The organism is Pseudomonas arvensis (assembly GCF_056688935.1).
This window is the reverse complement of sequence record NZ_CP162038.1, coordinates 3,371,459-3,397,340: the sequence shown is the minus strand read 5'-3', so window position 1 is coordinate 3,397,340 and position 25,882 is coordinate 3,371,459. Positions and strand designations below refer to the sequence as shown.

22 protein-coding genes and 1 pseudogene are annotated in these 25,882 nt (G+C 61.4%); 12 read left to right on the top strand and 11 right to left on the bottom strand.

Translation table 11 applies throughout. The features are described from left to right. Positions 1-56: 56 nt before the first annotated feature. The gene (tkt, locus tag AB3G88_RS15035; RefSeq protein WP_480450455.1) at positions 57-2,111 is read right to left on the bottom strand and encodes a transketolase; all 2,055 of its coding nucleotides are present in this window, start codon (positions 2,109-2,111) and stop codon (positions 57-59) included. Between the two features lie 175 nt (positions 2,112-2,286). Here tkt and AB3G88_RS15030 point away from each other — a divergent pair, with 175 nt between their 5' ends. Next, positions 2,287-2,511 (top strand): DUF465 domain-containing protein, encoded by a 225-nt coding sequence (locus AB3G88_RS15030; protein WP_480450453.1) that lies wholly within the window; start codon positions 2,287-2,289, stop codon positions 2,509-2,511. A gap of 50 nt (positions 2,512-2,561) precedes the next feature. On the opposite strand, the gene hglS is transcribed toward AB3G88_RS15030, so the two are convergent. Next, on the bottom strand, positions 2,562-3,938 hold the full coding sequence (gene hglS / locus AB3G88_RS15025; protein WP_480450451.1) for a 2-oxoadipate dioxygenase/decarboxylase HglS: 1,377 nt from the start codon (positions 3,936-3,938) through the stop codon (positions 2,562-2,564). A gap of 199 nt (positions 3,939-4,137) precedes the next feature. Here hglS and AB3G88_RS15020 point away from each other — a divergent pair, with 199 nt between their 5' ends. Next, complete coding sequence (locus tag AB3G88_RS15020) at positions 4,138-6,765, top strand: MGH1-like glycoside hydrolase domain-containing protein (protein WP_480450449.1); 2,628 nt, start codon at positions 4,138-4,140, stop codon at positions 6,763-6,765. Between the two features lie 128 nt (positions 6,766-6,893). On the opposite strand, the gene AB3G88_RS15015 is transcribed toward AB3G88_RS15020, so the two are convergent. Further along, complete coding sequence (locus AB3G88_RS15015; RefSeq protein WP_480450447.1) at positions 6,894-7,208, bottom strand: SCP2 sterol-binding domain-containing protein; 315 nt, start codon at positions 7,206-7,208, stop codon at positions 6,894-6,896. A 56-nt stretch (positions 7,209-7,264) separates the two neighbouring features. Beyond that, entirely contained in the window at positions 7,265-7,975 is a 711-nt protein-coding gene (locus AB3G88_RS15010; RefSeq protein WP_480450445.1) for a histidine phosphatase family protein, read from the bottom strand. Positions 7,976-8,169: 194 nt separating this feature from the next. On the opposite strand from AB3G88_RS15010, the gene sohB reads away from it, so the two are divergent. Together sohB and AB3G88_RS15000 are read left to right on the top strand one after the other, a co-directional pair. Beyond that, positions 8,170-9,195, top strand: coding sequence for a protease SohB (gene sohB / locus AB3G88_RS15005; protein WP_480450443.1), 1,026 nt, complete (start codon positions 8,170-8,172; stop codon positions 9,193-9,195). 374 nt (positions 9,196-9,569) lie between these two features. Continuing rightward, complete coding sequence (locus tag AB3G88_RS15000; RefSeq protein ID WP_191946247.1) at positions 9,570-11,132, top strand: TerC family protein; 1,563 nt, start codon at positions 9,570-9,572, stop codon at positions 11,130-11,132. Here the strand turns inward: AB3G88_RS15000 and AB3G88_RS14995 are convergent. Continuing rightward, positions 11,099-11,455 carry a thioredoxin family protein gene (locus AB3G88_RS14995; RefSeq protein WP_158877657.1) on the bottom strand — a complete coding sequence of 119 codons (357 nt, stop codon included), beginning with the start codon at positions 11,453-11,455 and terminating at the stop codon, positions 11,099-11,101. The genes AB3G88_RS15000 and AB3G88_RS14995 overlap by 34 nt on opposite strands. Before the next feature lie 85 nt (positions 11,456-11,540). Further along, positions 11,541-11,789, bottom strand: a complete 249-nt coding sequence (locus tag AB3G88_RS14990) for a hypothetical protein (RefSeq protein WP_480450440.1) — start codon at positions 11,787-11,789, stop codon at positions 11,541-11,543. A 321-nt stretch (positions 11,790-12,110) separates the two neighbouring features. Between AB3G88_RS14990 and AB3G88_RS14985 the strand changes: the two genes are divergently transcribed. The 8 genes and pseudogenes from AB3G88_RS14985 (at position 12,111) to AB3G88_RS14950 (ending at position 18,636) form a co-directional block, all read left to right on the top strand. Next, positions 12,111-12,959, top strand: a complete 849-nt coding sequence (locus AB3G88_RS14985) for a transporter substrate-binding protein (RefSeq protein ID WP_099583189.1) — start codon at positions 12,111-12,113, stop codon at positions 12,957-12,959. A gap of 52 nt (positions 12,960-13,011) precedes the next feature. Beyond that, the gene (locus tag AB3G88_RS14980) at positions 13,012-13,674 is read left to right on the top strand and encodes an amino acid ABC transporter permease (RefSeq protein ID WP_250925104.1); all 663 of its coding nucleotides are present in this window, start codon (positions 13,012-13,014) and stop codon (positions 13,672-13,674) included. Between the two features lie 11 nt (positions 13,675-13,685). Continuing rightward, positions 13,686-14,348 (top strand): amino acid ABC transporter permease, encoded by a 663-nt coding sequence (locus AB3G88_RS14975; protein WP_400526476.1) that lies wholly within the window; start codon positions 13,686-13,688, stop codon positions 14,346-14,348. Further along, positions 14,345-15,126 (top strand): annotated as a pseudogene (locus AB3G88_RS14970) (amino acid ABC transporter ATP-binding protein). Before AB3G88_RS14975 ends, AB3G88_RS14970 begins: the two are co-directional and overlap by 4 nt. A 14-nt stretch (positions 15,127-15,140) precedes the next feature. Beyond that, entirely contained in the window at positions 15,141-15,530 is a 390-nt protein-coding gene (locus tag AB3G88_RS14965) for a RidA family protein (RefSeq protein ID WP_065952451.1), read from the top strand. Between the two features lie 168 nt (positions 15,531-15,698). Next, on the top strand, positions 15,699-16,463 hold the full coding sequence (locus AB3G88_RS14960) for an IclR family transcriptional regulator (protein WP_032886547.1): 765 nt from the start codon (positions 15,699-15,701) through the stop codon (positions 16,461-16,463). An 8-nt stretch (positions 16,464-16,471) separates the two neighbouring features. Next, positions 16,472-17,680 (top strand): amino acid deaminase, encoded by a 1,209-nt coding sequence (locus tag AB3G88_RS14955; protein WP_480450436.1) that lies wholly within the window; start codon positions 16,472-16,474, stop codon positions 17,678-17,680. Positions 17,681-17,727: 47 nt separating this feature from the next. Next, the gene (locus AB3G88_RS14950) at positions 17,728-18,636 is read left to right on the top strand and encodes a sugar kinase (protein WP_158877663.1); all 909 of its coding nucleotides are present in this window, start codon (positions 17,728-17,730) and stop codon (positions 18,634-18,636) included. Positions 18,637-18,713: 77 nt separating this feature from the next. Here AB3G88_RS14950 and AB3G88_RS14945 read toward each other — a convergent pair whose 3' ends face one another. The 5 genes from AB3G88_RS14945 to AB3G88_RS14925 all read right to left on the bottom strand — a co-directional run bounded on the left by AB3G88_RS14945 (position 18,714) and on the right by AB3G88_RS14925 (position 25,830). Continuing rightward, positions 18,714-18,989 carry a peptidylprolyl isomerase gene (locus AB3G88_RS14945; protein ID WP_003174397.1) on the bottom strand — a complete coding sequence of 92 codons (276 nt, stop codon included), beginning with the start codon at positions 18,987-18,989 and terminating at the stop codon, positions 18,714-18,716. Positions 18,990-19,032: 43 nt separating this feature from the next. Next, positions 19,033-21,528 carry a PAS domain-containing hybrid sensor histidine kinase/response regulator gene (locus AB3G88_RS14940; protein WP_099583196.1) on the bottom strand — a complete coding sequence of 832 codons (2,496 nt, stop codon included), beginning with the start codon at positions 21,526-21,528 and terminating at the stop codon, positions 19,033-19,035. Between the two features lie 140 nt (positions 21,529-21,668). Then, entirely contained in the window at positions 21,669-23,621 is a 1,953-nt protein-coding gene (locus tag AB3G88_RS14935; RefSeq protein WP_480450433.1) for an acetoacetate--CoA ligase, read from the bottom strand. A 36-nt stretch (positions 23,622-23,657) separates the two neighbouring features. Further along, positions 23,658-24,431, bottom strand: a complete 774-nt coding sequence (locus AB3G88_RS14930; RefSeq protein WP_480450431.1) for a 3-hydroxybutyrate dehydrogenase — start codon at positions 24,429-24,431, stop codon at positions 23,658-23,660. A gap of 7 nt (positions 24,432-24,438) precedes the next feature. Then, a complete protein-coding gene (locus AB3G88_RS14925) occupies positions 24,439-25,830 on the bottom strand; it encodes a GntP family permease (RefSeq protein ID WP_099583199.1) in 1,392 nt (463 codons plus the stop codon). Positions 25,831-25,882: the final 52 nt, after the last annotated feature.

The window sequence follows — 25,882 nt, the reverse complement described above, 5'->3', positions numbered from 1 at the left end:
ACGGATATGTACTCAGACCCATCGCCATCGGGGGCAAGCCCCCTCCCACAGGGTGATCAGTGGCCGGCCAGGTCGATTTGTTGCTTGGCCTGGTTCACCACATGCTCAACCGTAAACCCAAACTTCTCCTGCAACTTGGCCAACGGCGCCGACGCCCCGAAGCTGTTCATCACCACCTTGGCGCCGGTCTGGCCGACATAACGGTCCCACCCCAAAGGCCCGGCCTGTTCCACCACTACCCGCGCTTTCAGCGCTGGCGGCAACACGCTGTCGCGATAGGCCTGGTCCTGTTCTTCGAACAACTCCCAGCTCGGCATCGAGACCACCTGCGCGGCAATCCCGTCCTTCTTGAGTTGCTCATAAGCGGCTACTGCAAGGCTGACTTCACTGCCCGTGCCGATCAGGATCACCTGGGGTTCATCCGCCCCCGCCAGCACATAAGCGCCTTTGGCGGCTCCGCAGGCCGAGGCATAGTGCGTGCGATCCAGCGTCGGCAGCGGCTGGCGCGACAGCACCACACAGCTTGGCCGGTGGGTTTGCGCCAGGGCAACTTTCCATAGCTCCAGGGTTTCATTGGCATCGCCCGGTCGCAGGGTCAGCAACCCCGGCGTGGCCCGCAACTGCGTCAGGTGTTCGATGGGCTGGTGCGTCGGCCCATCCTCACCCACGCCGATGGAGTCGTGGGTAAACACAAACACCACCGGCAGTTCCATGATTGCCGCCAGGCGGATCGGCGGTTTCATGTAGTCGCTGAACACCAGGAAGGTCGAGGTGTACGGGCGCAGGTACGACAATGCCATGCCATTGGCGATGGCGCCCATGGCGTGTTCGCGAATACCGAAATGCAGGTTGCGCCCGCTGTAGTCATCGGCGCTGAAACGCCCGGCGCCGTCGAAGGTCAGGTTGGTCTTGGTCGACGGTGACAAGTCCGCCGAGCCACCGAGCAGCCAGGGGATTTGCTGGGCGAAGGCATTCAGCACTTCGCCGCCCGCCGCCCGGCTGGCGACGCCCTTGGCATCGGCGGAAAAACCCGGCAGGTCAGCCTGCCAGTGCTCGGGCATCTCCCCGGCGCGCATCCGCTGCAGTTCATCGGCCAGTTGCGGGTCGAGACGCGACAGGGTCTGGTTCCACTGCTGGAACAACGGTTCGGCGCGGGCGTGCAGCGCATCCCGCAACAGCGTGCGCGCCTCATCCGGCACCAGGAAACTGGAATCCTGCGGCCAGCCATACGCGGCCTTGGTCAGGCGGATTTCCTCGTCACCCAACGGCTCGCCATGGGCGGCGGCGGTGTTGTGCTTGTGGGGCGAGCCGTAGCCGATCACGCTGTCGACCACGATCAGGGTCGGCGCGCCAGTGTTCGCCTGGAAGGTCTCCAGGGCCGCGCTCAGTGCCTGCAAGTCATTGGCGTCGGTGACGTGCAAGGTGTGCCAGCCATAGGCCTGGAAGCGCTTGATCACGTCTTCGCTGAACGCCAGTTCGGTGTGGCCTTCAATGCTGATGGTGTTGTTGTCGTAGATCCAGCAAAGGTTATCCAGCTTCAAATGCCCGGCCATCGACGCCGCTTCGCTGCTGATGCCCTCCATCATGTCGCCGTCGCCGCACAGGGTGTAGACGTTGTAGTCGAACACCACCTGATCGTCGCGGTTGAAACGCTCAGCCAGCCAGCGTTCGGCCATGGCCATGCCCACACTGTTGGCGCACCCCTGGCCGAGGGGGCCGGTGGTGGTTTCCACGCCGGTGGTCATGCGGTATTCCGGATGGCCTGGGGTCTTGGAGTCGGCCTGACGGAACTGCTTGATATCGTCCAGGCTGATTGCCGGCTGCCCGGTGCGCTGGCCATGGGCATCAATCTCCACCACACCGGCCAGGTGCAGCAGCGAATACAACAGCATCGACGCATGCCCCACCGACAACACAAACCGGTCGCGGTTGGGCCAGTCGGGATGCTCGGGGTGATAGCGTAAAAACCGGCTCCACAGGGTGTATCCCACCGGCGCCAGGCCCATGGGCGTGCCTGGGTGGCCGGAGTTGGCCTTCTGCACGGCGTCCATCGCCAGGGTGCGCAGGGTGTTGATGCATAGGGTGTCGACAGTGGTTGCGGCATGAGTCATGAAACCGGTCTCCCTCAAGTGACGATCTACAGTGGAGGGCAGTGCGTGGCGAAGGTTTGATCCCATTGCCGTTGCCGCGACGAACGGGGATGTATTGAGCGCAAACATGACAAGACCTGCCGGAATGGGCTAGCGTCTGGTATGTAGGCCATTGATCAACTTGCGGAGGTACGTCATGCCAGTGAAACACGACCTGTATCAGGATCTGGGTTTGAGCAAGGAAGTCGTTCACGAACGCAGGGCGAGTGATAAACGTCTGGACTCGCTGCTCACGCAATATGCAGCTGCCGACGAGCATGTGCTGGAGGCGGAGTCGAGCAAGGCCGACGACAGGGAGGTGGAGCTGCTGAAGAAGAAACGTCTGTTGATCAAAGACGAGATTGTGCAGCGATTGGGTTAAGCCCAGACCGAGCGTCGTGGGGGAGCGAGCAAGCTCGCTCCCACCGTGGTTTACGCCAGCAATGCCTGGGTGCATGCATCCATCGACCGCTGCTGCGTCTCGCCGTACAACTGCAATTCATCAATAGTCCTGCGCCCCAAGGCCTCCTCGAATTGCGCCTGGTTTGATTGGGCTGCGTAGTGGCTCTGCGCGGCATCCCCCAGGTTCGATTGAAATATCCCCGCCGCACTCACCGGCAGAAAATCCTCATACACCAACGGCTCCACATCCACATGACCGGCGGCGATCAGCGCTTGCAGTGTGCGTGGTTGATCGGCGTGGCCGCGTGCTGCCAGGCCTTTTGGCGTGGCGAAGTAGCGGAAGTACGCCAGGCCTTGTTCGCGCATCTGGTCGTGGTTGTCCGGGAAGGCCTGGAAGTGCTGTTCCATCAATTGCATGTAGTGAGCGGCGTTGGATTCGTTGGGGAACGCGCCCAACTCGTCGCGGGCGGCGTTCAGCAACTGGTCGTAGAGGGCACGGCCCTTGGGCGTGAGGGCAACGCCGCGTTGTTCGATTTCACCGAAGCGCGCGCTGTGACTGCCTTGGGCGTCGGTAAAGGCGATGGCTTCGTCGAGGGCCTTGAAGCTGGTCTGGCGCAGCAGGATCGGGCACTGGCGGCGCGGTGGGCCTTCGATCACGGCCTTGGGGGTGATGCCCTTGCCGGGCATGGCGGCCTGCACCTGGTCGATGTCCAGGGTGCGTGGGGTGAGGTGGTTGATGTGCGGGCCCTTGAAAGCCACCACGTCGGCGATCAGGCGGTGCTGGTCGCTGAGTTGCTGGTATTGCGCGGCGGTGACGGTAGCGGTGTGGTGCCAGCGGAAGGTTTCCAGGGCCTGGCGGATAAATTCGTCGGCTTGGGCGGCGTTGAGGCCGCCTTGTGTTTGCGCCTGTTCGATCAACGCCAAGACGCCGGTGGTGAAGATCGAACGTTTGGCCAGTGCGCTTTCGGCGAAGGCGCGTAGCTCGGGGTTCTCAATCAGCTCCAGGCGCAGCAGTGAAGTGAACACGCGAAACGGGCTGGCTTGCAGCGCGTGTTCGTGCACCGCGCGAAACGCCGTGGAGTGCACCGGCACGCCGGCTGGCGTGAGGTCGTAGTAGCCCACCGGCTGCATGCCCATCACCGCAAACAGGCGGCTGATCGTGGCCAGTTCGGCCGCCGTGCCCAGGCGGATGGCGCCGTGGCGCTCCATGTCCAGGCGCTGGATTTCGCCGGTGCGTTGCAGCTGTTGCGCCAGGCCTGGCTGGCTGTCGAGCACGCGGCCGTTGGTCTCGGCCACCAGTTCCATCAGCGCCCCATACAAGGGGACTTCGTCCCGGTACATATCGGACATGGCCTTGGAAAAGCCCTTGCGGATCTCGTCGGGGCTGACATGTGCGGCACTGGGCATAGAAAATTTCCTGATGACGATGAAGAGGGCGATGGCCTTTTACTGGATTTTGTTGGGCTCCATGAGCGCTTGCAAACGAAGAATCCTCTGGACTTCATTCTGCAAATGAATGAATGGCAGGCTCTGCCAAGTCTTCATGTGCATCCGGGCGCCGATGGGTTCTACACTGCTCCTCACCTTGTAGGCGCTGGAGGACCCCATGACGGCCACGCCCGTTACCCAAACGATTGAAGGCCAACGCTTGGCCACCGAAGACGCCGAGCGCTGGCGCGAATGGGGCCCGTACCTGAGTGAACGCCAATGGGGCACGGTGCGTGAAGACTACAGTGCCGACGGCGATGCCTGGACCTACTTTCCCCATGAACACGCGCGCAGCCGCGCCTACCGTTGGGGCGAGGACGGCCTGGCCGGTTTCAGCGACAAGGCCCAACGCTGGTGCCTGGGCCTGGCGCTGTGGAACGAGCGCGACGCGATCCTCAAGGAGCGGCTGTTCGGCCTCAATAACGCCGAGGGCAACCATGGGGAGGACGTCAAGGAACTGTACTTTTTCGTTGATGGCGTACCGAGTCATGCCTACATGCGCATGCTCTACAAATACCCCCATGGCGCCTTTCCCTACACCGACCTGATTACCGAAAACGCCCGTCGCGGGCTGGATGATGCCGAGTATGAAATCCTCGATACCGGCGTGTTTGAGGACAACCGCTATTGCGATGTCAGCGTCGAGTACGCCAAGCAGCAGCCTGACGATATTTTCATGCGTGTCACCGTGCATAACCGCTCGGAGCAGCCGACACGCTTGCAGGTATTGCCTCAGGCGTGGGCGCGTAACGACTGGAGCTGGACCTTTGATGCGCCCAAGCCGCAGTTGTCGATCGACGGCGAGCGAGTGTTGGCCCGTCATCATGAATTGCCGGATCGTCATCTGACTGCCTGGGGCCAGGATGGCGTGGAGTGGTTGTTCTGCGAAAACGAAAGCAACGTCGTCAAACTGGACGGGCAAGTGGCGTCGGGGCCGTTCAAGGATGGCATCAATGACTACGTGGTGAGTGGCACTCAATCCACGATTCGCCGGGACACCGGCACCAAGGTCGCGGCGCGCTTCATCCTTGAGCTGGCGGGGGACGAAAGCAAAACCCTGTACCTGCGTTTTGCCCCGGTTGATGCGCCTGCGGTCAATGCGCGCAAGTTGTTTGAACAGCGTCGCCAGGAAGCCGATGACTTCTACGCGGCCCTGCAACACGGCATCGCCGATGCTGATGCGCGCAACGTGCAGCGTCAGGCCCTGGCCGGTTTGCTGTGGTCCAAGCAACTCTATTATTTCGACGTGAACCAATGGCTCGACGGCGACCCGGCGCAACCCGCGCCGCCGCCTGAGCGCCTGCATATCCGCAATACCCATTGGCGGCACCTGTCCAACTTCGACATCCTCTCCATGCCCGACACCTGGGAGTACCCGTGGTACGCCTCGTGGGACCAAGGCTTCCAGGCGGTGGCGATGGCGCTGATCGATCCGGGATACGCCAAGCAACAGCTATTGTTGCTGGTGAAGGACCGCTTCATGCACCCCAACGGCCAATTGCCAGCCTATGAATGGCGCTTCGACGACGCCAATCCGCCGGTGCATGCCTGGGCCAGTTGGCGGGTGTACCTGCAGGACAAGGCGTTGACCGGTGTAGGCGATATGGATTTTCTGGAGCGGATTTTCCATAAGCTGCTGTTGAATTTTTCCTGGTGGGTCAACCGCAAGGACGCCGAGGGCCGCAACCTGTTCCAGGGCGGTTTCCTGGGGCTGGATAACATTGCGCTGTTCGACCGCTCGGCGGCATTGCCGGCGGGGTATCAGTTGGACCAGGCCGACGGCACGGCGTGGGTGGCCGCGTATGCGCTGGACTTGATGCGCATCGGCCTGGAACTGGCCAAGCGCAATGCCGTGTACGTGGATATTGCGGTGAAGTTTTTCGAACATTTCCTGTATATCGCCGGCGCCATCAACCGGGTCGACGACAGCGCCGAAGGCCTGTGGGATGAGCAGGACCTGTTCTTCTACGACGTGCTGCACCGCCCCGACGGGCAGAGCGAACCGGTGCGCTTGCGCTCCATCGTCGGCCTGATGCCGTTGTTCGCCGTGTTGGTGCTGGAGCAGCGCGAACATGAAGCGCTGGAGGGGTTGCGCGAGCGATTGCTGGGTTTTATGAAACATCGACCGGATCTGGCCAGGTTGGTCTCACGCTGGAATGAGCCGGGGCAGGGCAATCGCCTGCTGCTGGCGTTGTTGCGCGGTGAACGTACCAAGGACTTGCTGCGGCGCATGCTTGATGACAAGGAGTTCCTCTCGGCCTTTGGCGTGCGCTCCCTGTCCAAGGCGTTCGCCGAGCAGCCGCTGGCGCTGAAGATGAATGGCGACACCCTGTGTGCCCGCTACCAGCCTGGCGAATCAGATTCACGCTTGTATGGCGGCAACTCGAATTGGCGGGGGCCCGTGTGGATGCCGGTCAACTACATGCTGATTGAATCGCTGCGTGAGTTTCATCGCTACTACGCGGATAACTTCTCGGTGGAGTACCCGTCTGGGAGCGGTTATCTGTCATCCCTGGAGGAAGTGGCTGACAGTCTCAGTCAGCGGCTGACCGGATTGTTTCTACGGGATGAAAATGGCTGTCGACCGTCGATGGCGGGGTATTCGCAGTTGGAAGCGGATCCCCTGAGCCGGGACCTGGTGCTGTTCCATGAGTATTTCCATGGCGAGACCGGGCGCGGGTTGGGCGCATCACACCAGACCGGCTGGAGTGCGTTGGTGGCGTTGTTGCTGCAGCCCAAAAACTGAATACCACCGCCGGCCCAATGTAGGAGGGGGCTTGCCCCCGATAGCGGTGGATCAGTCAACTCAGAATCGACTGAAAACCGCTATCGGGAGCAAGCCCCCTCTCACAGTGATTCAAGGTTGCCCGTGAATCAGGAAGGAAACAGTTCGCTCAGCTTCATGGCCAGCATCATGTCGCCTTCGGCGCGCAGCTTGCCGCCCATAAAGGCCTGCATGCCGTCAGTCGAGCCGTCGACGATGCCTTCCAGGGTTTCGCTGTCCATGACCAGGGTCACTTGTGCGTCTGGGTTTTCGCCTTCCTGCAGTTCGCAGGTCTTGTCTTTGACGATCAGGGAAAAGTTCTTGGTGTCGTCGATACGGAAACCGAACACCAGGTCCAGACCTTCGGCAGCGCCTGGGTTGAATTTGGCTTTCATTGCTTCTACAGCTTTGGCTACGTCAGTCATGGTTTCGATCCTTTAGGGTGGAGTCCAGTGACCTTGGGGTCACGGTTGGCCGCACTTCATCGAAAGGTGATGAGTTGCGGCGCCTTCAACAGTTGCAAGTGGGTATGCCCGTTGAAGGAAGCCAGTGCCACCTCGCGACCGCGGAATTTCAGCTGGTTGAGCGAGGTGTTAACAATTTGCCAGTTCAGTTCGAACGCCTGGGCGGCAGGCATTCGGGTAATCAGGTGGAGCAGGGCGGTGATGGTGCCGCCGGAGGTGAATACGGCGATTTTCTGTGTGTTATCCGCGGCTTCAAGAATGCGTTGCAAGCCCCCCTGGACGCGTTCGACAAACCCCAACCAGCTTTCGAGCCCCGGCGTGTCATAAGTGCCGGCCAGCCAGCGCTCGATGATCAGGGCGAAGATGCGCTGGAATTCGCTGCGGTTCTGCGCGGCGTTGCGCAGGATGTCCAGGGCGTCGGGTTCGGTGGTGAGCAGGTCGGGGAGCAGGGCGCGGATGATTGCGTCGGCATCGAATTCGTTAAAGGCGCTGTCGGTTTCCAGGACCGGAACCGGCAGGCCAAGGGCACGGTATTGATCGAAGGCAGCCGTGGCAGTGTGCTGCTGGCGGCGCAGGTCGCCCGCCACGCAGCGGTCGAACATCAGGCCCATGTCCGCCAGGTGGCGACCGAGCACTTGCGCCTGCTCCACGCCGACGGGCGACAGGACGTCATAGTCGTCTGCACCGAAGGAGGCCTGGCCATGTCGAATCAGATAGATGCTGCCCACGTCCGTTTTCCCGGTACGTTGAAGTCTGGCGAGGTTATGAGGATGCCAGGGAGCTGTCAATGAAAAAACATACGCTTGTTTTAAAAGCGCATTGGAGGCTGTGCTTGCTGGCGGTTTGATCACTGGCCCGGAGGCGGTGCCGCCGGTATGCTGGGGCAATCCGCGCCGCGCGCACTGCACTTGTAAGGAGCAACATGGATTTTTTGGCCGAATATGCCAGCTTCCTGGCGAAGACTGTCACCCTGGTGGTCGCTATTCTGGTGGTACTGATCAGCTTCGCCGCACTGCGCAGCAAAGGTCGTCGCAAATCCGCCGGCCAACTGCAGGTCAGCAAGCTCAACGATTTCTACAAAGGCCTGCGTGAGCGCCTGGAGTCGAGCCTGCTCGACAAGGACCAGCTCAAAGCCCTGCGCAAGTCCGAAAGCAAAACCGAAAAGAAGAACAGCAAGAAAAAAACCGAGGCCAAGCCACGGGTATTCGTGCTGGACTTTGACGGTGACATCAAGGCCTCGGCCACCGAGAGCCTGCGCCATGAAATTACCGCGCTGCTGAGCCTGGCCACGCCCAAGGACGAAGTGGTGCTGCGCCTGGAAAGCGGCGGCGGCATGGTGCACAGCTACGGCCTGGCCTCGTCGCAATTGGCGCGTATCCGCCAGGCGGGTGTGCCGTTGACCGTGTGCATCGACAAGGTCGCGGCCAGCGGCGGCTACATGATGGCGTGCATCGGCGAGAAGATCATCAGCGCGCCGTTTGCCATCCTGGGCTCCATCGGCGTGGTGGCGCAGTTGCCCAACGTCAACCGCCTGCTCAAAAAACACGACATCGACTTTGAAGTGCTGACCGCCGGCGAATACAAACGCACCCTCACAGTGTTTGGCGAAAACACCGAGAAGGGTCGCGAGAAGTTCCAGGAAGACCTGGATATCACCCATCAACTGTTCAAGAACTTCGTATCGCGTTATCGCCCGCAGTTGGCGATTGATGACGTGGCCACCGGGGAAGTGTGGCTCGGCGTTGCAGCTCTGGACAAACAACTGGTCGACGAACTGCAAACCAGCGACGAATACCTCGCTACCAAGGCTGCGACCGCCGAGGTGTTCCACCTGCATTATGCCGAGCGCAAAAGCCTGCAAGAGCGCGTGGGCCTGGCGGCCAGCGGTTCGGTGGACCGTGTGTTGCTGACGTGGTGGAGCCGCTTGACCCAGCAGCGGTTCTGGTAAGAGGCAGGTAATCCCCTGTAGGAGCGGGCTTGCTCGCGAAGGCGGTGTATCAGTCAAGCATGGACCGACTGGCACTCCACTTTCGCAAGCAAGCCCGCGCCCACATTGGTCCAGCGGAGACTGAGGGAATACAGATCTTGTAATAGTTTTGCGTTGTAGGAAAATTACCTTTCGGCTGTACGATTCAAGTCCTTTTGTCATCGTAGGATTTGCATGAACACCCTCTCGGAGCCCCCCAGTCGTCTTTCCCCAAGACACCTACTGCTGCCGTTCCCGCTGAAACATCCCGTATTCCGACTGCTAACCTTGTCCCGGTCTCCTGACCGCGTCTTGCCGTGTCCGGCATTCTGAAACCTAGATAGAGACTGATATTAATGGAATGGTTAGCGGATCCAACGGCCTGGCTCGGCCTGTTGACCTTGATTGTGCTGGAACTGGTGCTGGGTATCGACAACCTGGTGTTTATCGCGATCCTGGCAGACAAACTGCCGCCGGAGCAGCGTGACCGCGCGCGGTTGATCGGTTTGTCCCTGGCGTTGCTGATGCGCCTGGGCCTGCTGGCCAGTATTTCGTGGTTGGTAACCCTCACGCAGCCGCTGTTCGAAGTGTTCGACAAGAGCTTCTCCGGCCGTGACTTGATCATGCTGTTTGGTGGTGTGTTCCTGCTGTTCAAGGCCACCATGGAATTGCATGAGCGCCTTGAAGGGCACGTGGCCCAGCGTACGGGCAATGTGGCTTATGCGATGTTCTGGCCAATCGTGGCGCAGATCGTGGTGCTCGACGCGGTGTTCTCCCTGGATGCGGTGATTACCGCCGTGGGCATGGTCGATGAGCTGGCGGTGATGATGATCGCGGTGATCATTTCCATCGGCCTGATGATCGTGGCGAGCAAGCCGCTGACGCGCTTCGTCAACGCCCATCCGACCGTGATCATGCTGTGCCTGGGCTTTTTGATGATGATCGGTTTTGCCCTGACCGCCGAAGGCCTGGGCTTCCATATTCCGAAGGGTTACCTGTACGCGGCGATTGGTTTTTCGATCCTGATCGAGGTGTTCAACCAGATCGCCCGTGCTCGTCGCAAGAAATCGGCGCAGGGCGTGTTGCCGGTGCGTGAGCGTACCGCCCACGCGGTAATGCGCTTGCTCGGCGGTCGCAGCCTGGCAGTGGAAGAAGTGGGCGAAGAGGTGGCCGACTTGCTGGGTGAGCCGGATACCGCCCAAGGCCCGCTGTTCGACCGCCGCGAACGGGTAATGATCAGCGGCGTGCTGCAATTGGCCGAGCGGCCGATCCGCAGCCTGATGACGCCACGAGCCAAGGTCGACTTTATCGACCTGGCGGACGATGCCGAGACGATTCGCCTGAAGCTGATGCATTCGTCCTACTCACGCCTGCCTTTGATCCGTAATGGCGCGGTGGATGAACCCTTGGGCTTCGTGCACAAGAAGGAACTGCTCAAGGAATACCTGGCCGGTAACGAGCCGAACCTGGAGCACCTGGCGCGTCGGGCAATCAACCTGCTGGAGAGTTTTTCGATCCTCAATGCCCTGGAGCAGATGCGCCAGGAGTCGACCCATATTGCGTTCGTGATCAACGAATTCGGTGATTTTATGGGGGTGTTGAGCATGACCGACATCCTCGAATCCATCGCCGGTGAATTGCCGGATGCCAGTGAGATCGAAGGGCCGGACATTGTCGAGGAGGCTGACGGCTTTCGCGCCAATGGCGCCTTGAACCTCACCCAGGTTCGTCGGCGCACTGGCTTCAAGGCAAGCGCTACCGAGGATTACCAGACCCTGGCCGGCCTGGTGATGAGTCTGCTCGACCGTCTGCCGGTGGTGGGTGACAGCCTGGAGTATGAGGGCTGGCGGTTGACGGTCGCGGCGGTAGAGGAGCGGCGTGTGACTCAAGTTTGCCTGGTGCCGGTGCCTGCGCCGTAACCTTCTTTTCTGGTGTACTGCTCGAAAGCCTTTTTTAGCGCCTGCTCACCCAGGCCGGGAACGGTGTCGAGCAGAGCTTTATTGTGATAGATCAGTAGCATGGGAATGCGATCGACCTCGGGATGGCGAGGGGTTTCGGTACAGTCAAGGATCAGGATTTTAATCCCGCCCTTATACCTCTCGCTCATACGCGTGAAGCGCGGCATTGCGTCAGTGCAAGCCGGGCAAGCATGTGAAATAAATACGACGAAAACCGGCAGCGGCGTATCCAGCGCGCGCTCAAACGCCGCCTTGTCCTCGATCACAGCGTTGACATAGTTCATCGGGCAACCCCCTTCAGTACCTTGGGCTTACGCTAAGGCAGACGTTTGCGCCGGTCTACTGTCAACTTTCACAGGTAGCAGTGGCTTACGCGTCGTTGGCACGCTCTGCGCGTTCCCGGGCCTTACGGGCCTGGCTTGCACATTTTCTGTATTCCTCATTGTCCCTGGAAGCCTTCGCCTGCCGGTAGCCGTGGTGATTCTGGCTGCTGTAGTTGGTATTGAAGGCCTCCTTGAGCTTTTGCAGTTCCTCTTTACATTCGCGGCGGTCGTTACTTGCCGCGGCACTGCCTGCTGCCAGTAGAGCGAGCAAAACCAGGGGGAGACGAAGCTTCATTGGAACCAGTCCTTATTTTCGGGTCTGTGCCAAAGGCTAGCCCAGCTCAGGCGTTTTTCCACGGTGCGGGTGTGCGCGGTAACGGAGCGGTGACGCACCCCGATGGCGCTGTCACTGCTGTGTGAGTCCTTGAGTAGCAATCTGATTTCAGGGGCTGGGCAGACGCCGCCGCTCACGCGCCTATTTATGTAGCTGATTAACAAGGACTTTATCGAGTCCGTAGTTTTCGCCGAACACGTATGGCACACTTTCTGCTGTCTATTCCGTTGTTACATACTAAGTTCCGGTATAGCGGAATACACAACTCCTGGAGTGCTTGTCATGCATCACCGACCTTCCGTGTTCAACGCGTGTGTTTTTCTCTTCGCCGCATCGGCTTCCCTCGCAGGCATTGTGCAAGCGGCGGACAGCAAGCTCGATAACGTGCTCAAACGTGGGCATTTGATCGTGGGTACAGGCAGTACCAATGCGCCGTGGCACTTCCAGGGAGCGGATGGCAAGTTGCAGGGGTTTGATATCGACATTGGCCGCATCGTGGCCAAGGGGCTGTTCAATGATCCGACCAAGGTCGAGTTCGTGGTGCAGTCTTCCGATGCGCGGATTCCCAATCTGCTGACCGACAAGGTCGACATGAGCTGCCAGTTCATCACCGTCACCGCCAGCCGTGCGCAGCAGGTGGCGTTCACCTTGCCGTATTACCGCGAAGGCGTGGGCCTGCTGCTGCCGAACAACAGCAAGTACAAAGAGATTGAAGACCTGCAGGCGGCGGGTGATGGCGTCACCGTGGCCGTGCTGCAAAACGTCTACGCCGAAGAACTGGTGCACCAGGCGCTGCCCAAGGCCAAGGTCGACCAGTACGACAGTGTCGACCTGATGTACCAGGCCGTGAACTCCGGGCGCGCCGATGCTGCCGCCACCGACCAGTCCTCGGTCAAGTACCTGATGGTGCAGAACCCCGGCCGCTACCGCAGCCCGGCCTACGCCTGGAGCCCACAAACCTATGCGTGCGCGGTCAAGCGTGGCGACCAGGACTGGCTGAACTTCGTCAACACCGCCCTGCATGAAGCCATGACGGGTGTGGAATTCCCGACCTACAAGGCCTCGTTCAAGCAGTGGTTCGGCGTGGACCTGCCTGAGCCGGCAATTGGTTTCCCTGTTGAATTCAAGTGATCCGGAATAACCGGGGTGCCTGTCAAGGCGCCCCAACCAGGTACTGTTGACCATGAACTATCAGTTGAACTTTGCCGCCGTGTGGCGCGACTTCGACACCTTGCTGGCGGGGCTCGGCCTGGGCCTGCAACTGGCATTGCTGTCGATCGCCATTGGCTGCGTGATCGGCCTGCTGATGGCGTTTGCCATGCTGTCCAAACACCGTGCGTTGCGCATCTTCGCCTCGGTGTACGTGACGGTGATCCGCAACACGCCAATCCTGGTGCTGATCCTGTTGATCTACTTCGCCTTGCCGAGCCTGGGCATCCGGCTGGACAAGGTTCCCTCGTTCATCATCACGTTGTCGTTGTACGCCGGTGCCTACCTGACCGAAGTGTTCCGCGCCGGGCTGTTGAATATTCCCAAGGGGCTGCGTGAAGCCGGGCTTGCCATCGGCCTCGGCGAGTGGCGTATCCGTGCGTATATCACCGTGCCGGTGATGTTGCGCAACGTGCTGCCGGCGCTCTCGAACAACTTCATCTCACTGTTCAAGGACACCTCGCTGGCCGCTGCGATTGCAGTACCCGAGCTGACCTATTACGCCCGCAAGATCAACGTCGAAAGCTACCGGGTGATTGAAACCTGGATGGTCACGACCGCGCTCTACGTGGCTGCCTGTTACCTCATTGCCATGCTGCTCCGCTACCTGGAACAGCGTCTGGCGATCCGTCGTTAAGGAGGGTTTCCATGTACGAATCCCCCAGTTGGCTGCATGAATTGTGGATCGCCCGGGACACCCTGTGGGCCGGGTTCCAGACCAGTATCTATTGCTCGGCGCTGGCGATTATCTTCGGCACCCTGATCGGCATTTTCGCCGGGCTGGTGCTGACCTACGGCAAATTCTGGATGCGGGCGCCGTTTCGCCTGTATGTGGATCTGATCCGCGGCACGCCAGTGTTTGTGTTGGTGCTCGCGTGTTTCTACATGCTGCCGGCGCTCGGTTGGCAGATCAGCGCGTTCCAGGCCGGTGCCGTCGGGCTCACCTTGTTCTGCGGCTCCCATGTGTCGGAAATCGTGCGTGGTGCCCTGCAAGCCATTCCCCGTGGACAGTTGGAAGCAGGCAAGGCGATTGGCCTGACGTTTTATCAGTCCCTGGCCTACGTGCTGCTGCCCCAGGCACTGCGGCAGATCCTGCCGACCTGGGTCAATTCCTCCACGGAAATCGTCAAGGCCTCGACCTTGCTGTCGGTGATCGGCGTGGCCGAGTTGCTGCTCAGTACCCAGCAAGTCATCGCACGCACCTTCCTGACCCTGGAGTTCTACCTGTTCGCCGGGTTTATGTTCTTTGTCATCAACTACGCCATCGAGTTATTCGGGCGCTACATTGAAAAGCGGGTGGCGTTGCCATGAACCAACCTCAAACAACCGAGCCACTGCTGAACATCCGCGGCCTGCGCAAGCAATACGGCGAGGTGGAAGTGCTCAAGGGCGTCGACCTGTCCATGCAGCGCGGCAACGTCGTGACCTTGATCGGCTCCAGCGGCTCAGGCAAGACCACGCTGTTGCGCTGCGTCAACCTGCTGGAAGAGTTCCAGGGCGGCCAGATCACCCTGGACGGCGAGTCCATCGGCTACAGCGACGTCGGCGGCAAGCGTGTGCGCCACCCCGAACGGGTGATCGCCCAGCACCGGGCGATGACCGGCATGGCCTTCCAGCAGTTCAACTTGTTTCCCCATTTGAGCGCGTTGCAGAACGTGACCCTGGGTTTGTTGAAAGTTAAGAAAATGCCTAAGGACGAGGCCGTTGCACTCGCGGAAAAATGGCTCGACCGCGTAGGACTTCTGGAGCGCCGCAATCACTTCCCCGGCCAGCTGTCCGGCGGCCAGCAACAGCGTGTGGCGATTGCCCGTGCGATTGCGATGAACCCCAGCCTGATGTTGTTCGACGAAGTCACCTCGGCCCTCGACCCGGAGCTGGTGGGCGAAGTGCTCAGCGTGATCAAGGGCCTGGCGGAAGAGGGCATGACCATGTTGCTGGTCACCCATGAAATGCGCTTTGCCTATGAAGTCTCGGACAAGATCGTATTTATGAACCAGGGGCGGATCGAGGAGCAGGGCTCGGCCAAAGATTTTTCGAGCGCCCGCAGTCACCGCGCCTGGCGGAATTTTTGAAGAACATTCGTTTTTAATCAGGAGCACAGGTATGAGCATTACTCGTTACGGCGCCGGCAGCACCGCCGGTGGCGGCCAACCCCGTCCTTTTGCACGCGCCGTAGAAGCGGACGGCTGGCTCTACGTCTCGGGCCAGGTGCCGGCGGTGGACGGTGAAATCATCACCGGCGGCATCATCGAGCAGACCCGGCAGACCATGCGCAACGTGGTGGCGATCCTCGAAGAAGCCGGCTACGAACTCAAGGACGTGGTGCGGGTCGGCGTGTGGCTGGAAGACCCGCGGGATTTCTGGAGTTTCAACAAGGTCTTCGGCGAATACTTCACCGCGGAACACGCCCCGGCGCGGGCCTGTGTGCAGGCCAATATGATGGTGGATTGCAAGGTCGAGATTGATTGCGTGGCCTACAAGAAAAAGGGCTAAATTGCCCCGTTCTTGAACCCACAGCAAATCCCCTGTGGGAGGGGGCTTGCCCCTGATGGCGGAGTGCCAGTCAACACATCTGTTGCTGACACACCGCTATCGGGGGCAAGCCCCCTCCCACAGGGATCTCTGCCAGACCCTAGCATTTTGACGGGACCTACCACCGCCATGACCGAAGACACCATCAAACGCCGCGCCAAAGGCCTGGACCGTGCATTCGATATCCTCGATTTCCTCAAGGAAGTCGGCCAGCCCCTGCGCCCGAATGATATCGCCAGCGGTATCGGCAGCCCCAAGTCCACCGTCTACGAATTGGTCGCGTCCCTGCTGGAACGGCGCATTCTTGAAACTGTGGGCAAGGACGGTCACGTCTACCTCGGTCGCCAGTTGTACTTCCTCGGCCAGGCGCACCTGCGCCACTTCGACCTGACCCGCGAGGCCGATCACGCCTTGCAGGAGATCGTCAGCCAGACCCACGAAACTGCACAGATGTGCCTGCTCAATGGGCGCAAGTACACGGTAGCGCTGATGCGCGAAGGCGAGCGGCATTTCCGGATTTCTTCGGACATCGGCGAAAACGCGCCAATCCCCTGGACCGCCTCCGGGCGCCTGTTGCTGGGGCACCTGAGCGACCAGCAGATCGTCGACCTGATCGACCATGACGATTTCATCCTGCCGGACGGTCAGCGCCTGCCGCTGGAAACGTTCCTTGCGCAGATCCGCCAGGCCACCCTTGATGGGTTCTTTTCCTTCGACAGTGTGGCCGACACCTTTACCCATTGCTTTGCCGCCCCGGTGCGGGACGCGCAGGGCATCAGCATTGCGACGCTGTGCATCGTCGCCCCACGGGCCGATGCGCAAAAAAACTACAACGACTATCGCCGGGTGTTGATCGACAGCGCCAACCACCTGGCCCGTCGCATCAACGAATAGGAGTTTTCATGTCTGCCATCAACGCCGTTGAAAAAGGCGCCGCCGCCGTCGGTGCCCACCTGGTCCGTGACGTCAGTTTGCCGGCCCTGGTCCTGCACCGCGACGCCCTGGAACACAACATCCGTTGGATGCAGGACTTTGTCAGAAAGAGCGGCGCCGAACTCGCGCCCCATGGCAAGACCAGCATGATGCCGGCGCTGTTTCAGCGTCAGATCGCCCAAGGCGCCTGGGGCATTACCCTGGCCAACGCCGTACAGACCCGCGCCGCGTATGCCGGCGGCGTGCGCCGCGTGTTGATGGCCAACCAATTGGTGGGCGCGCCGAACATGGCGTTGATCGCCGACCTGCTGGCCGACAAGGACTTTGACTTCCACTGCATGGTCGACCACCCGGACAACGTCGCCGACCTGGGCCTGTTCTTCGCCGCCCGTGGCCTGCGCTTGAATGTGATGATCGAATACGGCGTGGTCGGTGGCCGCTGCGGTTGCCGCAGCGAGCAGGAAGTGCGCGACCTGGCCAAGGCGATCAAGGCCCAACCAGCCCTGGCCCTCACCGGTATCGAAGGCTACGAAGGTGTTATCCACGGCGAGCACGCCATCAGTGGCATCCGCGACTTCGCTGCGAGCCTGGTGCGCCTGGCCGTGGACCTGCAAGACAGCGGGGCCTTCGACCTGCCCAAGCCTATTGTCACGGCGTCGGGGTCGGCCTGGTACGACCTGATCGCCGAGTCCTTCGAAACCCAAAACGCCGCCGGCCGCTTCCTCAGCGTGCTGCGCCCTGGCAGCTATGTAGCCCACGACCATGGCATCTACAAAGAGGCGCAGTGCTGCGTGCTCGACCGTCGTAGCGACCTCAATGAAGGCCTGCGTCCGGCGCTGGAAGTCTGGGCCCATGTGCAGTCGTTGCCTGAGCCGGGTTTTGCAGTCATGGCCCTGGGTAAGCGTGACGTGGCCTACGACGCTGGGTTGCCGGTACCGCTCAAGCGCTACAAGGCCGGCATCGTACCGGCGCAAGGCGATGATGTGAGCACCTGCAAGGTTACGGCAGTGATGGACCAGCATGCCTTCATGGTCGTGGCGCCCGGGGTTGAACTGCGCATTGGCGACATCATTTCCTTTGGTACGTCCCACCCATGCCTGACCTTCGACAAATGGCAGGTGGGTTGCCTGGTGGATGAGCAGTTGCAGGTGATCGAGTCCCTGCACACTTGCTTCTAGACAGCGTCGTTCCTATCGGGGCCCTCAGCCCCACCGAGAAAGTAGCCATGACCACCCAACCCCGCATCGCCCTGATCGGCGAGTGCATGATTGAACTGCAACACCGCGCCGACGGCAGCCTGCAACAAAGCTTCGGCGGCGACACCCTGAACACGGCGGTGTACCTGCGCCGCGAGCTGGGCGATATCGGCGCGGTGGACTATGTCACTGCCTTGGGCGACGACAGCTTCAGCGACGCCATGTGCCAACAATGGACCGACGAAGGCCTGGGGCTGGGCTTGGTCCAGCGTCTGCCGGGGCGATTGCCGGGCTTGTATTGCATCCAGACCGACGCCCACGGCGAGCGTAAATTCCTCTACTGGCGCAACGAAGCCGCCGTGCGCGACTGTTTCACCACGCCGGCAGCCGAGCCGGTCCTGGCGGCTTTGCCCAGCTATGACGTGGTGTATTTCAGCGGCATTACCCTGGCGGTACTGGGCGAGGTCGGGCGTGAGCGTTTGCTGCAAGCGCTGGTCGAAGCCCGCCGCCGTGGCGCCAAGGTGGTGTTCGACAACAACTACCGGCCGCGCTTGTGGGCCAGTATCGAGGCGGCGCGTGCGGCGTATCGAAAAGTGTTGGCCGAGGTGGATATCGCCTTGCTCACCGAAGATGACGAGCGCGCGTTATTTGGTTATGCCGACAGCGAGCAGGTGTTTGCGGCGTACCCGGCGATTGCGGAAGTGGTGCTCAAGCGAGGGGCGGATGCGTGTTTGATCCGCTGCTATGGCGAGCGCTTTGTCGTGCCGGCGTTGAAAGTCGAGAAAGTGGTGGATACGACGGCGGCGGGGGATTCGTTCAGTGCGGCGTACCTGGCCAGCCGGCTCAGGGGTGGGGCGCCGGAAGAGGCTGCGTTGGCTGGGCATCGGTTGGCGAGCCGGGTGATTCAGGTGCCGGGGGCGCTGATTTCAAGAGAGTGAGTGGATGGCCGCCTTTGGCGGATCGGGGGCAAGCCCCCTCCCACAGGAGCCCCCGATAGCGATCTGAAGCCAACCACTCAATCCCGATAAAACACCTGCACCAAGTGATACCCAAACTTGCTCTTGATCGGCCCGTGAACCACCTTCACCGGTTTCTTGAAAATCACCGCATCGATCGCCCCGACCATCTGCCCCGGCCGCACTTCACCCAGGTCACCGCCGCGCTTGCCCGATGGGCAAGTGGAGTACTTCTTGGCCAGCACATCAAAGGCTTCGCCCTTGGCGATGCGCTGCTTGAGTTGTTCGGCTTCTTCGCTGGTTTTCACCAGGATATGACGGGCTTGGGCTTTCATTGATCTCTACCAGGTGTGCGACGGCGCGCGATTATGCCTGAACTCATTCGACCACGCTGATCATGCTGCGGATTTTAGTCGCCAGCAGGTCGATGGAAAACGGCTTGGCCACCATGTCCATGCCGTCCTCCAGGAAGCCCTGGCGCTCGGCGGCTTTTTCGGCGTAACCGGTCATGAATAGCACCCGCAACCCTGGACGGTGCTGGCGCGCGATTTCCGCCAGTTGCCGACCATTCATGCCCGGCAGGCCGACGTCGGTCACCAGCAGGTCCACGCGCAGGTCCGATTCCAGCAGTGGCAACGCGGTGCGTGAATCCGCCGCCTGATGCGCGGTATAGCCCAATTCATCCAGCACATTCACCACCAGCATGCGCACCGCCGGGTCGTCCTCGACCACCACCACGGCTTCACCGGCCAGGGCCACCGGCGCTTCGCCGAGGCTGGTGGGCAGGTTGCTTTCCAGCGCAGTGCCGTGCAGGCGCGGCAGGTACAGGCGCACACAGGTGCCCTGGCCGGGTTCGCTCTGGATCGTGACGTGGCCGCCGGACTGCTGGGCAAACCCGTAGATCATCGACAACCCCAGGCCGGTGCCCTGGCCGATGGGTTTGGTGGTGAAGAACGGGTCGAACGCCTTGGCGAGGATTTTCGGCGCCATGCCAGTGCCGTTGTCGCACACGCCGAGCATCACGTAGTCGCCGGCCTTGACCGGTTCGAGGGTGGTGATGTCGGTGCCGTCCAGGTAGCTGTTGGCGGTTTCGATCAGCAATTCGCCGCCATCGGGCATGGCGTCGCGGGCGTTGATCACCAGGTTGAGCAGGGCGTTTTCCAGTTGGCTGGCGTCGGTGTTGACCGGCCAGATGTCGTGGCCCAGTTGCACCTTGAGCGCGATATGCGCGCCCTTGGTGCGCTGGAACAAGTCCTCCAGGGACGCCACCAATTGGTTGGGGTCGGTGGGGCGGCGGTCCAGTGACTGGCGTCGCGAAAACGCCAACAAGCGGTGGGTGAGGGCGGCAGCGCGATGGGCCGATGACACGGCGGCATCGGTAAAGCGCCCGATCTCCTCGCTGCGCCCGGCGGCGATGTAACGCTGCATCAGGTCCAGACTGCCGATGATCCCGGTGAGCATGTTGTTGAAGTCATGGGCAATGCCGCCAGTCAGTTGGCCCACCGCTTCCATTTTCTGCGCGTGGCGCAGCGCATCTTCGGCGCGCTCACGTTCGAACATCTCGTTTTGCAGGCGCTGGTTGGCCTCGGCCAGGGCCTGGGTGCGCTGGGCCACGCGCTCTTCGAGGTTGTCGTTGAGGTGGCGCAGGGCTTCTTCGGTGAGTTTGCGTTCGGTTTCGTCGATCACAAAGATGTAGAAACCGTTCACCGAGCCGTCATTGCTGAAACGCGGCAAGTACTTCATCAGTGCATGACGCGGGCGCCCGTCGCGGTGGGGCGTGATGGTCATGAAGCTGCAGGCCTTGCCCTTGAGCGCGGCGGCGATCTTGTCTTCGCGTCCTGCGTACACCTCGTCGCCGAGCACTTCGCGGATGGTCTTGCCGTACAGCTCCTGGGGCGTCATGCCGTACCACTCAAGGTAGGCGCTGTTGTTCAGGCGAAAGCGCTGCTCGTGGTCGACGTAGCCGATCAGCACCGGCATCGCGTTGATGATCAGCTGCAACTCGGTCTGGCTTTGGCGCAGGGCCTGCTCGGTGTGCTTGCGCTCGGTCAGGTCCAGTGCGGCGCCGAGGAAACGCGCCGGGCGGCCATTGTGATCCTTGTAACACCGGCCTCGGGCAAATACCCAGCGCACCTGGCCGTCGGCTTGTTGCAGGCGGTATTCCTCGGCGTATTCGGTGCCGTGGGTGATGCAGTGCTTGATGCTGCGCGCCACCGTGCCACGGTCTTCCGGATGCACGCCATGCAGGTATTCGCTGATGGGCAGCAGGCCAGCGTCGCTGGGGTCGACACCGTGCAGGTAGGCGAAGTGGGCGTCGGCGATAAAGTGGTCCTCGCCGATGTCCCAATCCCAGGTGCCTACGGCGTCGGTCGCAGCCAGTGCAAGCTGCAGGCGTTGCTCGGTGTTGTGCTGGGCTTTGCGGCGCTCATTGGTTTCGATGGCAGTGACGAGGATACCGGCCACATTGGCGCTTTCATCGCGGATCGGGCTGTAGGTCAGGTCCAGCCAGATTTCCGTGTCGCGATTGTTGCGTTGCAGGACGAAGCGCTGCTCGCTGAAAGTGCGCACCTGGCCACTGAGCACGGCGTCGTAGACCGGGCCGGTAAAGCCTTCCAGCTCTGGCCATGTCTGGTGCGCCGGTTGGCCCATGGCCTCGGGGTGTTTATTGCCGGCCAGCGCCGCGAAGCCGTCGTTGTAGAGTTGGGTGAGCTGGCTGCCCCACAGCAGGAGCATCGGCATCGGCGAATGGACGACGATATCGACCGCTGTGCGCAGGCTTTGCGGCCAGTCATTGGCCTCACCGAGCGGGCTTCGTGCCCAGTCCAGCCGCGCAATCAATGCAGCGGCTTCGCTACCGGTGGATGTTCCTTTCATATAAAGCCCTGAGCGTAACGCTTTGAAAAATGACAACACCCATTATCCCGTGAGTCGGGAATGGGTGACTACTCCCGAAAAATAGCACGCATTCGGGGTTTGTCTTCAAATGAGTGCCTCAGGGCTGAAACCTTTCATCTTTACGCCAGTTCCGGGCGGTCGCGAAACTCCTCCAGTGCCTGCGGGTTGGCCAGGGCGTCGGTGTTCTTTACCGGCTCGCCATGCACCACGTTGCGCACCGCCAATTCAACGATCTTGCCGCTGATGGTGCGAGGGATATCGGTAACAGCCAGGATTTTGGCCGGCACATGGCGCGGGGTAGTGTTGGCGCGGATCACCTGGCGGATCTGCTGCTGCAGAGCCTCATCCAACTCGACGCCCTCATCAAGGCGCACAAACAGCACCACGCGCACGTCGTCCTGCCAGCGTTGGCCGATGGCGAGGCTCTCCAGCACCTGCGGGATTTTTTCAACTTGGCGATAAATTTCCGCTGTGCCGATGCGCACGCCGCCGGGGTTGAGCACGGCGTCGGAGCGGCCATGGATCAGCAGGCTGCCATTCGGGCGTTGCTCGGCGTAGTCGCCTTGGGCCCACACGCCGGGGAACTGGCTGAAATACGACGCGCGCAGCTTCTTCTGGTCCGGGTCGTTCCACAAACCGATGGGCATGGCCGGGAAGTGCCGGGTGCACACCAACTCGCCTTTTTCGCCGATCAACGGCTGGCCCTGGTCGTCCCACACCTCGATGGCCATCGCCAGGCTCTTGCACTGCATTTCGCCACGGCGCACCGGCAGCACCGGGTTGCCGATCACAAAGCAGGACACGATATCAGTGCCGCCGGACATCGACGACAGGCACAACTCGCCCTTGATCTCGCGGTAAACGTAGTCGTAGCTCTGGGGCGACAGCGGCGAACCGGTCGAGATCAACCCCTTGAGGCTGCCCAGGTCATGGCTCAGGCGCGGTTGCAGGCCGGCCTTTTCGAGGGTGGCGAGGAACTTGGGGCTGGTACCGAATACGCTGATTTTTTCGGCATCAATCAGGTCGATCAAGCGCTCGGGCCCCGGATGAAAGGGCGAGCCGTCGTACAGCACCGCCGTCGCGCCGATGGCCAGCACCGAGACCAGCCAGTTCCACATCATCCAGCCGCAGGTGGTGTAGTAGAACAGGCAGTCCTCGCGGCACAGGTCGGCATGCAGGCCGTGTTCCTTGAGGTGCGTGAGCAACACGCCGCCGGTGCTGTGGATGATGCATTTGGGCACGCCGGTGGTGCCGCTGGAATAGAGGATGTACAGCGGATGGTCGAACGGCACCGCGACAAATTCGGGCTCGCCGCCGGGTTGGTAGAAGTCATTCCACAGCGCAACGTTTGCCGGGGTGCGGTAGTCCTCGACCTGCGCCTCGGGCCGCGCATACGGCACCACAATCAACTGCTCCAGGGACGGCAGCCGTTCGAGGATTTCATTGAGCTTGGCGCTCTGGTCGATGGTCTTGCCGGCGTACTGGTAACCGGCGCAGGTGATCAGCACCTTGGGCTCGATCTGCCCAAAGCGATCGATCACGCCTTGGGTGCCGAAGTCCGGTGAGGAGCACGACCAGATCGCGCCCAGGCTGGTGGTGGCGAGCATGCCCACCAGGGTTTGCCAGGTGTTGGGCATGCACGCGGCAACGCGGTCACCCTGGCGGATACCGGCAGCGCGCAGGCTTTTTTGCAGGCCGGCGACGTGTGCGGCCAGTTCGGCATAGGTGAGTTGTTCGCGCTGGCCGTCTTCGCTGATGGCGACGACCGCTGGATGAGCGTCGCGACGGCGCAGCAAGTGCTCGGCAAAGTTCAGCGTCGCGCCGGGGAACCACTGAGCGCTGGGCATCTCGGTGTTTTCGATCAGCGTGGTGCTGGGCGGCCTGCGAAACTGCACGTCGAAGAAGGCGACGATGGCCTGCCAGAAGTCCGGGCGCTGGTCGATGCTCCATTGGTGCAGCGCGGGGTAGTCGGCCAGTTGCAAGGCGTGGCGGTCGTTAATGAAACGGCGGAACCCGTCCATCCGCGTATGGCGGATGCGTTCGGGGGAGGGTTGCCAGAGGATCTCGGACATCAGCAAGGTCTCTTGTTCTTATAAATGTGTCTGGGGTTATTGGGCCAGCCAGCCGCCATCGATGTTCCAGGCGGCACCACGCACCTGCGCGCCCGCTTCGCTGCACAGGAACAGTACCAACTCACCCAACTGCGGCGGCGTCACGAATTCCAGCGAGGGTTGCTTCTCGGCGAGCAGATCATGCTGCGCCTGTTGCGGGTCCACGCCTTTGGCCACGCGATCATCAATCTGCTTTTGCACCAACGGCGTCAGCACCCAACCTGGGCAAATCGCATTGCAGGTCACGTTGCTGGTGGCCGTCTCCAGGCCCACCACTTTGGTCAAACCGATCACGCCGTGCTTGGCTGCCACATAGGCCGCCTTGCCCACCGACCCGACCTGGCCATGCACCGAGGCGATATTGACGATGCGTCCCCAGCCCTTGGCCTTCATGCCCGGCAGGCTCAGGCGCGTGCTGTGGAACACCGAGGACAGGTTGATGGCAATGATCGAGTCCCAGCGGTCAGCCGGGAAGTCTTCCACGGCTGCCACGTGCTGGATACCGGCGTTGTTGACCAGGATGTCCACGCCGCCGAATTCACGTTCGGCGTAGGCGAGCATGTCGGCGATCTGCGCCGGGTCGCTCACGTCCGCCGGGTGATGGCCGACCTTGCCGCCAAATGACTGGACCTGGGCGACCACCGCACTGGCGTCGCCGAAGCCGTTGAGAATCAGGTTGGCGCCCGCCTTGGCCAGGCTCAATGCGATCCCCAGGCCGATGCCGCTGGTAGAGCCGGTGACCAGGGCGGTCTTGCCATTCAAAGTCGTCATGAAAACCTCACACAATGCCGGTGGCGTAGAAAGTACCGATCACCACGAACACCGCGAGGGTCTTGATGATCGTAATGCCGAAAATGTCCTTGTAGGCTTCGCGGTGGGTCAGCCCGGTGACCGCCAGCAGCGTGATCACCGCGCCGTTGTGGGGCAGGGTGTCCATCCCGCCGCTGGCCATGGCTGCGACCCGGTGCAGCACTTCAAGGGGGATATTGGCCGCATGGGCCGCCGAAATGAAGCTTTCGGACATGGCCGCCAGGGCGATGCTCATACCGCCCGACGCGGAACCGGTGATACCGGCCAGCAGGGTCACGGTAATCGCTTCGTTGACCAGCGGGTTGGGGATGCCCTTGAGCCAGTCCGCCAGTACCAGGAAGCCTGGCAGCGAGGCAATCACCGCACCAAAACCATATTCCGACGCGGTGTTCATCGCCGCCAGCAATGCGCCGCTGACCGCACTTTTACTGCCCTCGGCCAGCTTGCTTTTGATTGCCGCCCAGCCAAACACCAGCACCATGATGATCCCGACCAGCAACGCCGCCTGCACCGCCCAGATCGCGGTGAGCTTGGCGATTTCAGTGGTCACCGGTGCGCTCATCCCTGGCAGGCTGAGGCTGTGGGTCTTGCCGTACCACTGTGGGATCCAGTGGGTGAACAGCAGGTTCATCACGCCCACCAGGATCAGCGGCGACAGCGCGATCCACGGGTTGGGCAGGGTCAGGTTCTCGGCGGTTTCCGGCTCGTTGCGCAACTCGGTGCCGTAGCCTTCACCGGCGCGCTGGGCCTTGTTGCGTTGGCGCGCCAGGTACAGCATGCCGGCGCAGAACACGAAGATGGTGCCAATCAAACCCAGCCACGGCGCGGCCCAGGCGGTGGTGTTGAAGAAGGTGCTGGGGATGATGTTCTGGATCTGCGGCGTGCCCGGCAGGGCGTCCATGGTGAACGAAAACGCGCCGAGGGCTATGGTCGCCGGGATCAGGCGCTTGGGGATATTGCTCTGGCGGAACATCTCCGCCGCGAACGGGTACACCGCAAATACCACCACAAACAGCGACACGCCGCCGTAGGTGAGCAGGGCGCAGACCAGCACGATCACCAGCATCGCCTGGCGCGTGCCGAGCAGACGGATCGCAGCCGCCACGATAGAGCGCGAGAAGCCCGACAGCTCAATCAGCTTGCCGAACACCGCACCCAACAGGAACACCGGGAAATACAGTTTGATAAAACCGACCATTTTCTCCATGAACACCCCGGTAAACGCAGGGGCGACGGCGGATGGGTCGGTGAGCAAGACAGCGCCGAGGGCGGCTATGGGGGCAAACAGGATAACGCTATAGCCACGGTAGGCAGCCAGCATCAGCAACGCGAGCGCTGCCAGGGCAATGATCACACTCATGGTGTGTCTCCATCGGATTGTTATTGTTGTGGGGTGGTGCTTTGGAAAGGGC

Coding starts and splice junctions, on each gene's coding strand:
- tkt (WP_480450455.1), bottom strand. CDS start 2,111: ATGACTCATGCCGCAACCACTGTCGACACCCTATGCATCAACACCCTG.
- AB3G88_RS15030 (WP_480450453.1), top strand. CDS start 2,287: ATGCCAGTGAAACACGACCTGTATCAGGATCTGGGTTTGAGCAAGGAA.
- hglS (WP_480450451.1), bottom strand. CDS start 3,938: ATGCCCAGTGCCGCACATGTCAGCCCCGACGAGATCCGCAAGGGCTTT.
- AB3G88_RS15020 (WP_480450449.1), top strand. CDS start 4,138: ATGACGGCCACGCCCGTTACCCAAACGATTGAAGGCCAACGCTTGGCC.
- AB3G88_RS15015 (WP_480450447.1), bottom strand. CDS start 7,208: ATGACTGACGTAGCCAAAGCTGTAGAAGCAATGAAAGCCAAATTCAAC.
- sohB (WP_480450443.1), top strand. CDS start 8,170: ATGGATTTTTTGGCCGAATATGCCAGCTTCCTGGCGAAGACTGTCACC.
- AB3G88_RS15000 (WP_191946247.1), top strand. CDS start 9,570: ATGGAATGGTTAGCGGATCCAACGGCCTGGCTCGGCCTGTTGACCTTG.
- AB3G88_RS14995 (WP_158877657.1), bottom strand. CDS start 11,455: ATGAACTATGTCAACGCTGTGATCGAGGACAAGGCGGCGTTTGAGCGC.
- AB3G88_RS14990 (WP_480450440.1), bottom strand. CDS start 11,789: ATGAAGCTTCGTCTCCCCCTGGTTTTGCTCGCTCTACTGGCAGCAGGC.
- AB3G88_RS14985 (WP_099583189.1), top strand. CDS start 12,111: ATGCATCACCGACCTTCCGTGTTCAACGCGTGTGTTTTTCTCTTCGCC.
- AB3G88_RS14980 (WP_250925104.1), top strand. CDS start 13,012: ATGAACTATCAGTTGAACTTTGCCGCCGTGTGGCGCGACTTCGACACC.
- AB3G88_RS14975 (WP_400526476.1), top strand. CDS start 13,686: ATGTACGAATCCCCCAGTTGGCTGCATGAATTGTGGATCGCCCGGGAC.
- AB3G88_RS14965 (WP_065952451.1), top strand. CDS start 15,141: ATGAGCATTACTCGTTACGGCGCCGGCAGCACCGCCGGTGGCGGCCAA.
- AB3G88_RS14960 (WP_032886547.1), top strand. CDS start 15,699: ATGACCGAAGACACCATCAAACGCCGCGCCAAAGGCCTGGACCGTGCA.
- AB3G88_RS14955 (WP_480450436.1), top strand. CDS start 16,472: ATGTCTGCCATCAACGCCGTTGAAAAAGGCGCCGCCGCCGTCGGTGCC.
- AB3G88_RS14950 (WP_158877663.1), top strand. CDS start 17,728: ATGACCACCCAACCCCGCATCGCCCTGATCGGCGAGTGCATGATTGAA.
- AB3G88_RS14945 (WP_003174397.1), bottom strand. CDS start 18,989: ATGAAAGCCCAAGCCCGTCATATCCTGGTGAAAACCAGCGAAGAAGCC.
- AB3G88_RS14940 (WP_099583196.1), bottom strand. CDS start 21,528: ATGAAAGGAACATCCACCGGTAGCGAAGCCGCTGCATTGATTGCGCGG.
- AB3G88_RS14935 (WP_480450433.1), bottom strand. CDS start 23,621: ATGTCCGAGATCCTCTGGCAACCCTCCCCCGAACGCATCCGCCATACG.
- AB3G88_RS14930 (WP_480450431.1), bottom strand. CDS start 24,431: ATGACGACTTTGAATGGCAAGACCGCCCTGGTCACCGGCTCTACCAGC.
- AB3G88_RS14925 (WP_099583199.1), bottom strand. CDS start 25,830: ATGAGTGTGATCATTGCCCTGGCAGCGCTCGCGTTGCTGATGCTGGCT.